General features: G+C 45.9%; 10 protein-coding genes. 8 read left to right on the top strand and 2 right to left on the bottom strand.

Annotated elements, in window-relative coordinates; all coding sequences use genetic code 11:
• From H6F77_RS27265 to H6F77_RS27250, 4 genes are all read left to right on the top strand, one after another.
• The coding region (locus tag H6F77_RS27265; protein WP_206753500.1) for a hypothetical protein at positions 1 to 3,173 on the top strand (3,173 nt) is incomplete at its 5' end.
• 34 nt (positions 3,174 to 3,207) lie between these two features.
• Positions 3,208 to 3,747, top strand: a complete 540-nt coding sequence (locus H6F77_RS27260) for a CIS tube protein (RefSeq protein ID WP_190492047.1) — start codon at positions 3,208 to 3,210, stop codon at positions 3,745 to 3,747.
• Between the two features lie 241 nt (positions 3,748 to 3,988).
• Positions 3,989 to 5,842, top strand: coding sequence for a VgrG-related protein (locus H6F77_RS27255; protein ID WP_190492046.1), 1,854 nt, complete (start codon positions 3,989 to 3,991; stop codon positions 5,840 to 5,842).
• Between the two features lie 84 nt (positions 5,843 to 5,926).
• Positions 5,927 to 6,319, top strand: coding sequence for a DUF4280 domain-containing protein (locus tag H6F77_RS27250; RefSeq protein WP_190492045.1), 393 nt, complete (start codon positions 5,927 to 5,929; stop codon positions 6,317 to 6,319).
• A gap of 29 nt (positions 6,320 to 6,348) precedes the next feature.
• Here H6F77_RS27250 and H6F77_RS27245 read toward each other — a convergent pair whose 3' ends face one another.
• Both H6F77_RS27245 and H6F77_RS27240 read right to left on the bottom strand, forming a co-directional pair.
• A complete protein-coding gene (locus H6F77_RS27245; RefSeq protein WP_190492044.1) occupies positions 6,349 to 7,242 on the bottom strand; it encodes a phytanoyl-CoA dioxygenase family protein in 894 nt (297 codons plus the stop codon).
• Positions 7,158 to 7,484, bottom strand: coding sequence for a hypothetical protein (locus H6F77_RS27240; protein WP_190492043.1), 327 nt, complete (start codon positions 7,482 to 7,484; stop codon positions 7,158 to 7,160). Before H6F77_RS27240 ends, H6F77_RS27245 begins: the two co-directional genes overlap by 85 nt.
• Positions 7,485 to 7,494: 10 nt before the next feature.
• Between H6F77_RS27240 and H6F77_RS27235 the strand changes: the two genes are divergently transcribed.
• The 4 genes from H6F77_RS27235 (at position 7,495) to H6F77_RS27220 (ending at position 12,741) form a co-directional block, all read left to right on the top strand.
• A complete protein-coding gene (locus H6F77_RS27235) occupies positions 7,495 to 7,908 on the top strand; it encodes a gp25 family contractile injection system sheath assembly initiator (RefSeq protein ID WP_190492042.1) in 414 nt (137 codons plus the stop codon).
• Between the two features lie 2 nt (positions 7,909 to 7,910).
• Positions 7,911 to 10,193, top strand: coding sequence for a putative baseplate assembly protein (locus H6F77_RS27230; protein WP_190492041.1), 2,283 nt, complete (start codon positions 7,911 to 7,913; stop codon positions 10,191 to 10,193).
• 131 nt (positions 10,194 to 10,324) lie between these two features.
• A complete protein-coding gene (locus H6F77_RS27225) occupies positions 10,325 to 11,347 on the top strand; it encodes a phage tail protein (RefSeq protein WP_190492040.1) in 1,023 nt (340 codons plus the stop codon).
• A 146-nt stretch (positions 11,348 to 11,493) separates the two neighbouring features.
• On the top strand, positions 11,494 to 12,741 hold the full coding sequence (locus H6F77_RS27220; RefSeq protein ID WP_190492039.1) for a DUF4159 domain-containing protein: 1,248 nt from the start codon (positions 11,494 to 11,496) through the stop codon (positions 12,739 to 12,741).
• The last annotated feature ends 112 nt before the right edge of the window (positions 12,742 to 12,853 follow it).

The following is a 12,853-nucleotide window of genomic DNA, read 5'->3' as shown; positions in this document are numbered from 1 at the left end:
ACGTAGGGGATGAAGAAAATACAATACAAGCTTCGCCTCAAATAACAGCGCCGTTAACAACGTCATATCAAGAAGCGACAAATATAACAACACCTGACGTGAACGTTGTCCAAACATTCACAGAAACAAGATTTGATAACGCCTCAAACGCAACATATGAAGAAAATACAATACAAGCTTCGCCTCAAATAACAGCGCCGTTAACAACGTCATATCAAGAAGCGACAAATATAACAACACCTGATGTGAACGTTGTCCAAGCATTTACAGAAACAGGGTTCGATAGCGCATCAAACGTAGCGGATGAAGAAAATACAATACAAGCTTCTCCTCAAATAACAGCGCCGTTAACAAATCAAGAAGTTACAAGCATAAAAACCGACGTGAACGTTGTCCAAGCATTCACAGAAACAGGGTTCGATAGCGCATCAAACGTAGGGGATGAAGAAAATACAATACAAGCTTCGCCTCAAATAACAGCGCCGTTAACAACGTCATATCAAGAAGCGACAAATATAACAACACCTGACGTGAACGTTGTCCAAGCATTTACAGAAACAAGATTTGATAACGCCTCAAACGCAACATATGAAGAAAATACAATACAAGCTTCGCCTCAAATAACAGCGCCGTTAACAAATCAAGAAGTTACAAGCACAACACCCGATGTTAACGTTGTCGAAGCATTTACAGAACCAAGTTTTAATGCGCCTGAAAGAACTGCATTTGCAGAAAATAATTTAATACAGCCACAGCTAGAAACGGTAGAATATACCCCAACTGAAGAAAGTTCAAGTACAACACCTGAAGTTAACGTTGTACAAGCATTTGCCGAACCAGGCTTGAATACGTTCGCAAACACCCCAACTGAAGAAAGTTCAAGCACATCAAGCTATTCAGAAACAAATAATAGTCAGGCTCATAATTTCACTCCAGAAGCTGCAAATAAATCTGAATTAACTAGCAGTACAACAACACCCGAAGTTAACGTTGTTGCAAACACTACGGAGGTGGAGACGCCGACTATTGCTACCACGACAAATGCACTAGCTGAGGTAGGAGAAAACACAAGATTACCAAGTAATGTTGTTCAAGCGTTTGCAGAAAGCTCTAACACTGAAAAAATTACAGAAAGTAGCACGGCGATCGCTGCATCTGGCTCAACTATAAACACATCACCACTTAGCTTTGTTCAAGAGTTTCCAGAAATAGAAAACTCAGAATCAAATCAAGGCTTATTTTCTTCAACGACATCCATAGCGGAAACAGATGATGGCGCGATCGCCGCACCACAATCTGAATTTAATACAAGCACAACAACGCCTGAACAAAATGTTGTTCAAGCATTTGCACAACCAACCACTTCATATCCTACTAATTTTTCAGGAGATATTTTAAGAGCAGAAACACCTGTTGCAAGCCAAGAAATTAACGAAAACGAGCTTAATGTAGGGACAACAGCGCCACCTGTCAATGTTGTCCAAGCTTTTGCAGACACAACTGCAACAGAAGCAACTCAGGTTGACACTGAAAATGCTAACTCATGGGAAGGGATTACAAACACAACGCTGTCTAACGATACAGTTGCTCAACCGTTTTCAGAAGGAAACACGGTTTATTCAAACACTTCCACAACAGAAACAGCTCCTGTTGAATTCTCAACAACATCAGCAGAAGTAAGTACAAACCCACCATTAGCTAACAATACAGTTGTTCAAGCATTTGCAGAAACACCTGTCACCACCCAAGCCGTTAATCAAGATGAGGTAACATCGGATATAGCAGCGCCACCCTTTAACGTTGTCCAAGCTTTTCAAGACACAGCTCCAACAGAAGAGAGTCAGGCGATCGCTCCTGTTAGTCCTACATCATCGGAAGTAAATCAAAGCAGTACAGCGTCACCGCTGAATGTTGTTCAACCATTCTCAGCACCAGTATTTTCTGAGCCAAGTGCAGCCTCATATACAGAAACAACACAAGCAGCAGAACAGCCAACAACACTATCCCCAGCAAATCCAACAGCATCAGATCTAGGAGTTATTCAAGCCTTTCAGGAACCAGGAAGTTTATCAACGGTTCAAAACGAGGTTTCACAAACAACCGAGACAACAGTTACACCAGCAATAACACCAGACACAAAACTCCCCCAACAGAGTATTGTGCAAAGATTCGCAGAGCCAGAAATATTAGAGGCTAATCAAGACGCGATCGCGCAGGTTCAAGAACCAACACAATATACACCTTTAACAGAAAGCGCTGAACAGGCGATCGCCACTCCTACTTCCACACCCCAGCTACAGCAGCCAGTCATCCAAACTCTGTTAGAAAACGAACCACCTTCCCAAAGCCAAGAACTGCCTCAATTACCTACAGTATTAACCAATATAAGCACTCTTCAACCCCTGGTTCAACGGTCTAACTTTGCAGATTTAGGAGCGATCGCAGAACCCTCACCAACGCTTTCCCCAACTATACAAAGAAACCCAACACCATTTAATATTTCTGGTGAAGATAATCTTTCTAGTAATTATTTGCCGACCGTACAAGCTGAACCCATACCAATAGTGCGGGAAACATCTGCAAAATCACAGCTAATATCAACAAAGCCTCTCTCCCTTGCACCTAGCCAAACGCCACCTACCATTAGCTCTTCAGAGGAAGAAACTGGGTCATCAAGTAGCTTTTCCACCAATACAGAACTACCAACATCCTGGTCAAACATAGCGGAACTAATGGGAGGAGCGCAGGGGAGCGATCGCCCTCTTTCAAGTACATCAGATACTAGCCAATCTCTAGTTGTCCAACCCCTAGTAGATGATAGTCAATGGGAAGATCAATTTGCACCTTTAAACTTTAGTCCAAGTGGTAGCAGAGCGTCTTCCAGCCATGATTCGTCACAAACAATAAGCCCGGATAGTGCAATCCAATCATCTGCTATTTCGTCACTACCCACATCATCAGTCACATTAGGAAATCCAATACAGCCAGGAGGGGGAAATTCTAGCCAAAGCGCTCCTGTAACATTAGTGGCCCCTGAAGTAAATAATTCATCACAAGAAGAAGATTTTGGCAATATAGAACTTCTAGCACGAGAAGTATATAGTCTGCTAAAACAGCGGATAGAAATAGAACGCGAAAGAAGAGGAACTAACTATTCAGGCCGGATACCTTAGTAAAGAGAGTCAAATTAAATAGGAGAACAAAATAATGCGATTAGAAAAAGCTTACCTCAGCGCCCTTGATAGCGGCGGTGAAGACATCCATTTTATGTTTAACCCTACCGAGCTTACGTTCACGGGTAGTGTTAAATATAACGATAATCAAGGCGCACAAGCAGAGAAAACAGGAAAATCAAAAGTTAGCTTTTCTAATGTCAATCCTTCCACAGTCACCATCAGTAACATTTTGTTTGATACCTATGAAGACGGTATCGACGTATTTCAAGCACACATAAAAAAATTTAGGGACGCTATTATCTTTGTTCCAGGACTAAAACGAACACCCATGTATGGCTTTTTCTGGGGAGAACACCCATATATGCCGCGTTGCGTTGTCGAAAATCTCACCTACAAGCTGACTATGTTTTTGGCTGATGGCACCCCAGTACGTGCCGTAATCGATAGCCTAACTCTCAAAGAAGCCGATGAACCAGAATCCACCCAATCTCTCAGCACTCCGGAGGTCAGTAAGCCCCAAAGACTGAAAACACAACCAAGGAAAAATAAAGCGGCAAAATCGCGGAAATAATAGCAAAAAAATAACCACGCATCGGTCTGTCAAGTCTAATAAATGAATAATTGCCGCCACTTTAGGCAAGATGCAGCTGAAGTAATTTCGATCAGCCTGAACAAGCTGTTTTGTTAAAGCAAACGAGTTGTTCTCAGAGTGAGTTTGAGACAATACCAACGTTGATTAGACCTTTGGGGAATTGTCGGGCGATCGCAGTTTCTCTAGGCTGGATGCAAAAGCTCTCGCACAGGTTTGGCTTATGCCTAGTTATGTATCCCTGCCGCTTTTGGAGATTGAGGGCAATAAAGCCCCGGCTGATTTAATGGATGAGATTCTCCAGATCTGTGTCGAAGAGAGCCTCCATTTACCAGCCATGTTTACTCTGGTAATCCGCAACGATTATGCTCCCGGTCGCCCGCAGGATACTGCTTGGCGTCACCAAAACTTGTTCGCGATTGGTAATGCCGTCAAAATCGGTTTCAAATCAAGCACCAGCCAAGCGCCAGAGTATTCTCAAGAGCAGCATGGCTATGTCATAGAAGGAGAGATCACGGGGATTGAAACCCACTTCAGCAGCCAATCCCAGGCTCCCATAGTTATTCGCGGTTACGATGTTTCCCATCGGTTGCACAGGGGACGCTACAACCGCTCCTTCCAGAATATGACCGATAGTGACATTATCAAAAGGATTGCCAGTGAAGTCGGCATCCCAACTGGCACTATTGACGGTAGCGGTGGCCCCCATGACTACATTTTCCAGGAAAATCAGACGAATATGGAGTTTTTCCGGGAACGAGCAGCCCGGAATGGCTTTGAACTATTTGTTCAAGATGGCAAGCTAAACTTCCGCAAACCCGCCCCCGGCGATACCATAAATCTTGAATGGTTGAGCAACTTGCACAGCTTCCGCGTTCGAGTCACAAGTGCAGAACAGGTGAGTTCTGTAGAAGTGCGGGGTTGGGATTACAGCACGAAAAAACCAATTGTATCTACTGCGAGTGCCGATAGTGTAATCACTGAAACACAAAATGGCAAAGGTTCTCGCACAAGTAGCAGCTTCAAGGGTAAACCCTCCGCGCCCAAAATGATTGTAGTGGATCAGCCCGTATTCACTAGCAAAGAAGCAGATAATATGGCCAAAGCTCTATTTAACGAGCTGGGGGGGGAATTTGTCTGTGCAGATGCCAAGGGTGAGGGAAACCCCAAGATTAGGCCAGGTCGGTTAGTGAAACTCGACGGTATGGGAAAGTATACGGGAAAGTACTATGTCACTGAAACCCGTCACATATTCCAAAATCGCCTCTACCACACAGAGTTTAGCGTGCGGGGCTTGCGGGCGGGAGATCTCCTAACAACTTTATCGCCGCCGCTGCACCTGCAACCAGGACAAACCCTTCTAGTAGGCATTGTCACGGATAATAACGACCCAAAAGGGTGGGGTCGAGTCAAAGTCAAGTTTCCGACTCTCACCGAAGATCACGCCAGCAACTGGGCTAGAGTCGTTGCTCCAGGCGCGGGGCACACTAGAGGCATTTACTGGTTGCCAGAGATAAATGACGAAGTGCTAGTGGCTTTTGAACACGGCGATATGCATCGTCCGTATGTAATTGGGGGAGTATGGAACGGTACCGACCCGACGCCCAGGACGATAGGTGACACGGTTGCAGGAGGAAAGGTGCGCTTGCGGGTTTCCAAAACCCGTTATGGCCATCAGGCATGGTTTGTAGATGAAGATAAAGGCAGCGAAAAGCGGGGATATTATATCCAGACTGGTACTCCTCCAGGCCATTGGTTCCGGCTAAACGACACTGAAAAATTTGCGGAAATAGAAACTAAAGGGCTGCATAAATTACGTCTTGATGATAGTGACAAAACTATCAGCATGACTTCGACCGGCGACATTAAAATAAAAGCCGGAAAAACTGGAATGGCAAACAACATTAGCGTCAACGCTAGCGTTATTGAAATTACAGGAACCACAAAAATTACCTTAAAAGTTGGCGCTAATAAGGTAGAAATTACTCAAACTGGTATAACCATACAGGGAACATTAGTCAACGTTGAAGCGACGGGTCTAAATACAATTAAGGGCAGCATAGTCAAAATTAACTAATATAAGCTTAGTATCAGCTCAACCTTAAAAATAAAAAATGAGCTATTAAAAACTACCGTAACTTAAGCACAGGAGGATAAAAAAATGGCTGTACAAGTATGTATGGGTGCAACGATTATGTGCAGCTTTGGCGTGGCGCCCAGTTCGTTGATTGTCATTCCAAAGGGGCCACCAGTTATGGCTGGAGGGCCGCTAGCAGCCACGATTATGGATCACATTCCTATAGCAAATATTCCGCCTTTTGGTATGTGTACTTCCCTGGCAAATCCGGCTGTGGCGTCTGCAACTGCGGCGGCACTAGGAGTATTGACCCCTATGCCATGCGTGCCTGTTATTCCGGCTCCTTGGGTAACAGGTTCGCCAACTGTTTTGATCAACAATTATCCTGCTCTCAATAACACATCAAAATGTATGTGTACGTGGGCTGGAGTTATTTCGGTTGTATACCCTGGACAAGTAACAGTATTAATACCGTGATAGGTGGGCAATGTCGGGCTACGCTTGTACTAGCTAGTTCTACCTTTGATATAGCTTAAGTCTTTAAATACGTCCTTCTGCATCCACTGTGGAATTTTATATGGAGAAAACAGGCGAAACTCTAGGCTCAAACGATCTTGTTTCATCGAGGGGGTGACGTATGTTTTGTGTAGAGTTCCATTAAGGAATATAAGCACGTCACCTAACTTAAGTTCTGGCGACCAAAACTCATCTGGCTCGAACAATTCCGCGATCGCTCTATCGTTGAGGTATTGATAATGCAAGAGCCGATCGAGTTTTCGCGTAACAAACTGGATACCAGGAGATTCGCAACCACAAGTCGTCAGCGGTATCCAACAAGTAATTAATGGCGTTAAACTTTCTTGTATATACGGCTGCTCGTTGGGTTTTGGTAATTCTTTAAAAGTGACGCCCAAAGCTCCATCTTGATGCCAGCTATGAGGCATATGTAACGGAGGATAATTATTCAGAGCATACTGTTTTCTGAAACGAGCTTGATTAAGATTACATAATATTTGATTCCCCATCACGCCGCATAAAATTTCGTAAGCTGGCGAATTAGCCAAAATAGACAAAACTTTATCTGTTGTGTTGCCCGATTCGCATATCGATAGATAATCATCTAATGCAACCAGGCTAACAGATGTAGACCTTTGGTTAAATGAATGCGATGGGGGAATACGATCCAGCACCCCAGCAGCGCCAGTTTCATGGATAAGCCTTTCTATATCCACGAAACATTGAGCAGCAGCACTGGCAATTGAAGCAAGTTCGGATTGGTTGAGGGCACCCCGCAGCAGGACAACTCCTCGCTCATTTAGACTAGATAGTAATGGGCGTAACGAATCATCACTTTCGCCCCAACCAATAAGCCTAGTGGTGCAGTATTTATCAAGCGACATAAGCCAGCGATCGCTGCGATCGCTTTAACGTGTTGGCTGCGTTCATCATAGTTCAATCCGCGATCGCCATTCATCCAGCCTAATGTACGGGGGTAAAAACTGCTCTGAAGTATTAGATGCGACATGAAAATCGCCATAATATTCAAACACGCTGTCCCAGTCTTTTTTCTCCCCAGACTCGACTTTTGGGGAATGGTCGGGGCACTTTCACTTTTAGTAAGGTAGCTGGATGCTAGGCTCATAGTAACTTGTATGGCAGAAGTACCTGATAACCAGCAGGCTTACCTGGGTACTGGATTAGCTTTCCCCTTACGGTTAACCGTCCAAGGAAGCATCCAACTCAGTTCAGCAGAACGGAACATCGAAGAATCCATTTGGCTCATCCTGCGGACGGATGTGGGCGAACGTGTCTATCGGCCTGATTTCGGCTCTCGCCTGTCTGAATTAGTCTTTGCGCCGATGAATACTCAAACCCTATTGCTGATCCGGTTGCACGTCCGCGAAGCATTGGAAACATGGGAACCGCGCATCGAATTAGATGCAGTGCGTACCGATCCTGACCCGGTTCGGGGCCGGGTTGATATTATTATTGATTACCATCTAAAAGACCGTCACGAGCCGCGCAGTTTAGTCTATCCTTTCTATTTATCCCAAGGCGGGGAGTAATTGTGGACTTCGATTTTCTTCCCAAATTACCAAAGTCAGATTTAGACGATCGTAAATTTAAGGACTTAGTAGAGGAGTGCCTTCAACGCATCCCGCGCTACTGTCCGGAATGGACGAATTACAACCCCAGCGATCCAGGCATCACGCTGATAGAGTTATTTGCTTGGTTGACCGACCAAATGTTGCTGCGGTTTAATCAAGTTCCCCGCCGCAACTACGTCGCCTTTCTAGAGTTGCTGGGAATTCGTCTCCAAGCACCCGCACCAGCTAAGACAGATCTGACCTTTTACCTCACCACTGCACTGCCAGATAGTTACTGCATTCCCGCAGCAACAGAAGTCGCGACAGTACGGACAGAAACCGAAGAAGCAGTCGTTTTTAGCACTGACGCACCGCTAACGATCGGCAAGCCTAGAATTAGACACTTTCTGACTGCGGAAACAGCAGAAACAGTACCGCAGGTATTGCGCGATCGCTTCACTAACCTATGGACTCAACGCTCTAACGGTCATTGGGAAGGTAGAGAACAATCTATATTCAACGACCAACCCCAGCCTGGGAATTGCTTTTATCTGGTATTCGAGCCAGATCAACCTATAGAAGGCAACGTCATAGCCATTACCATTAAAGGCGAAGAAGCCACATCTACAGGCATCAACCCCGATGCTCCCCCCCGGCGGTGGGAAGCTTGGAACGGTGCTTACTGGCAATCAGTCCTGCTACAAGAAGCCGACGATGGCACGCGAGGATTTAGTTTTAGCGAACTAGCTCAACAGGGAAATAACCCCCTCCAGGGAGCAGATGTCATACTACATATGCCCAACCGCTGGCCAGTTGAGCAATTCACCGCATATCAAGGTCGTTGGTTGCGCTGTATGTTCGCGACCCCCTACTATACCCAATCTGGCTACAGCAGTTCCCCCCGAATTCTGGGATTCGGCGCACGCGCTATTGGCGGTACCGTAGGAGCAACTCAAAGTATTACCATCCGCGATGAAGTCCTCGAAGTAAGCGATGGCACGCCAGGGCAAACCTTCCAATTGCAAGGCATTCCCCTACTAGAGCGTCGGGAAGATGAATACATTCTGGTGACACCTCCTGGCGGAATGCCGCAAAGGTGGCGCGAGGTAAAAGATTTTGCCGACTCTGGCTCAGAAGACTTGCACTATACAATTGATTCGCTCACAGGGACGGTTCAATTTGGGCCGCTGGTTCGAGAGCCAGGACAAATCAAACAGCAAACCCAATGGCGTCGCCGTTACGAAATGGGTAATGGGGAACTATCTGCTGGCCAATTTAGCGGTGTAGAGACCGGATTAACCACTCTAAATTCTTCAGCTTTAGCGCCTGCTGGTAGAGACGGGAGAGCTGGGGTCTCTAGCGAGTATGACGATAACGATATGTCGCGTCAATATGGTGCAGTACCGCCGCGAGGTTCGTTGATTCGCATGGTTGCTTACCGCACTGGTGGGGGAGTTAGAGGCAATGTAGCTAGGGGAGCGATATCAGTACCGAAAACTGCCGTTCCATACGTTTCCAGGGTTGTCAACTACGAGCCAGCGCGGAACGGGTCGGATGCAGAATCTTTAGAAGATGCAGCAATCAGAGTGCCTAAAACGCTGCGTACCCGCGATCGCGCCGTCACCAAAGAAGATTTCGAGGCTTTGACATTACAAGCGGGAGCCGGAGCAGTTGCTCGCGCCCTCTGTCTACCCGCACTTTCTGGTGGCGAAGCAGGTGCGGTTAGGCTGCTGATCGTACCCGACGCCAATACCGACGCGATCCGAATCGGCGAAGGAATCAACCCAGAGCAATTTGCCCTTAGCCCTCAATTGCAAGCGCAAATCATGGCCTACCTAGACGAGCGGCGGCTACTAGGCGTGCCAGTGCGATTGCACGAACCAGAATACACTGGTGTAGCCGTGCAAACAGAAGTGGCATTAGATCCGGAATACAACAACCCCCGCGCCCAACAGGAAATCCTGTTTAAATTGCGTGTCGCCCTCTACCGCTTTCTCAACCCCCTCACCGGAGGGCCACAACGCGGGGGCTGGCCATTTGGTCGCCCCGTTTACCCTTCGGATATAGTTACGTTGTTCCAGCAAACCCCTGGAGTGCGTTACTTGGGCGTTGTACAACTGTTTGAGTTACGCAAAGACGACCAAGGCTGGGTGCGTACCCTCCCTCAAGACCCAGTAATCGATCCAGGCCCCCTGGGGCTAATATGTTCGTGGGCAGGTAATCGCCGTCCCGCCTCGGCTCACGTCGTCAACCTCATTCAATGAAAAGCAAGCATGCAAAAGTACCAAGCTGGTTTTCCCAGTCTGATTACTTTTATTAGATCCTTCCTATTTTTTACCTTGTGCCATTAAATCCTTCGCTATCTGCTGGGACGCCTCGCCATGAATGAATTTTTATGACTTACAGCTTGTCCGGTCAACCGATGCGGTTGCAACTCACTCCCATGCAGTTGCCCCAAGCAGTCCAGGGTCAGGGGTTAGCCATGACGGTGAATTTGGCAACAAATTCATCAACAGCAACCAGCTCCGACCTGCTACTGCATCCTGGGGAGCCTAGCGAAATGTTTGTGCATCTAGAAAACCAGGGGACGCGAATTCTGCAATTAAGGATGCAACTTGAGGGCGACATCCCCTGGAACTGGTGTCGCATAAATATAGATGGCAATGAACTAGCTCCTGGTCAGAAGATAGATGCCCGCTTACAATTTGAGGTTCCGGCAAACTTCTTTGAAGAAATGGGTGGCAATAATTCCCCTGGTTCGCTAGCGCTAGATTATCCAGGGCGCATTAATATTTACTATCAAGAAATCGGTACTGGCAGACAGTTGATCGAGTCCGCGGCATTTAATCTGTATGTGCGCCCTCGTAGCTTATACACAGATTTTTTGCCAGCCCTTTATAGTGAAGTAGATTTTATTGCTCGGTTTCTAAAAATTTTTGAAGAGGCTTTTGAACCAGCAGTGCAGACAATGGATATGCTGTGGGCATATTTAGATCCTTTGACTGCACCAGAGGCAATGCTTCCGTTTTTGGCTCACTGGGTAGCGTGGGAGATAGATCCGCGTTGGAGTACGGAGCGATCGCGTCGTCTAATTCGTCAGGCAATGGAGATCTACCGTTGGCGCGGTACTCGCCGGGGTTTGCGTTTTTATCTACATCTCTACACCGATTTGCCCTTAGACGAGCATATCCCTGAAGAAACTGATAAACACATCAGTATTAAGGAAGTCTTCGGTGAGGGTTTTAAACTAGGGGCAACTGCTATGGGTGAAAACTCGATAGTAGGGGGAGGACGGCCTTTTCATTTTATTGTCCGTCTGCGTCCCGATCCAGGGATGCAAGTGAGCGAACAATTAGTGCGCTATATAATCGACCAGGAAAAACCTGCTTTTTGTACCTACGAACTTTATATCCAATAGGCAATAGGAAGTAGAAAATAATTAATAATTACCAATGAATTTGAAGTAAACCAAAAACTCAAATGCGATGTATGGCGTTTCTACAAAACTGAAAACAAATGCCTAATGCCGCATGAAAATTAACAATAAAAAATACCAAACTAATTATGAATCAACCATTTCCACCACCACCCATTAGAAGTTTTGAACGCTTGCAAGTACAAGATGGCTTGCTGATGACGGCTGACCGCTGGCGGCGAGCGCATGAATACCATCGACAGCGCCAAAGCGTTCACTACCAGTCGCTTAATCAGCCAGGAATTGTCTGCGGTCTTGGCGTAACTTTGATTAGCGCTCCTAACGAAGTACCAGCAGCATATCGTGATGGACGTTGGTTACAAATTCAGCCTGGAATTGCGATTGACTTAGCTGGCAATCCGATCGTCATTCCCCAACCCGAAAATTATCGACTATCTATCGATCCTGCGAAGGAAGAAACAGTATATGTGGTGGTTAGTTATGTAGATCCTGAAAAACTGCGTCGCAAAGAGACAAGCGAGATAATTAAGGAAACTTTCAGAATTGATGAAAAAAACAGCCCACCAAGCGACTTAGAAGTAGAAGTTTGCCGAATTTTGCTGCGACCGGGTGCAGTACAGTTAGAAGCACCTAAAGATGTATTGTTTCCAGATTATAACAATATAGATTTGCGGTATAGAAATCAAGCGCGATCGCGTCCCCAAACTGTAATAAATTTTGGCTTTGTAAAACATTCTGAGCCTGCTAAACCACAAAGCTTTTCCAATGTTTCGTACTTACTCGATTCTGTTGCAGCACTTTATCCTGCTTTAGCAGCAGAGAAAGCTGTAGAACTGAATTTAAAAACCTTGGAACGAGCAGAAAAATCAAATTATGACATTATTTATCTAACCGGACGGCGATCGCTCTCTATAAACGAGCAACAATTTCACGTCCTCAAAAGTTATTTAGATCAAGGCAGCGTACTATTAGTAGATGCTCCCAGAGATGGTACAGCGCTAGTAGAAAGCATCGCCACCCTAGCACAACACTTAGGAACTCCTTTAGAATACTGGGAACGCCTGAGCCGAAATCATCCATTGCGGACGCAGCCGTTTTTGTTTGCTGCACTACCCACTATTAACGAACAGCCGATTCAACTTTTGGTTGGCGGTGGGATTGTTTTACTTATCGGCGACCTTTCATCTGGTTGGGGTTTGGACGAAAAATTGTCACTTTCGCGCACTACCATTCGCACCGCTCAAGAGCTAGGAATTAACATCTTAAATTTCGCCTCTCGCAGGCGACAAATGACGCAGTTACTAAAAGCAGATATTCCAGAGCAAGCGCCTGCGAAGCCTACCGGATCTAAGAGCGTGTTTGACAAGTTACTTTGATCTAGATAGGTAATAGTTAATAGTTAACAAGGTATTGGTCGAGTTAAAAGTTATCAGTTATGATTTAAAAAATAACGCCAAGCTTTTAACTTAAAGCTCCCAAATCTAAGTT

It is taken from the genome of Microcoleus sp. FACHB-831, from assembly GCF_014695585.1.
Classification (GTDB): domain Bacteria; phylum Cyanobacteriota; class Cyanobacteriia; order Cyanobacteriales; family FACHB-T130; genus FACHB-831.
This window is presented reverse-complemented; position numbering and strand designations above follow the sequence as displayed.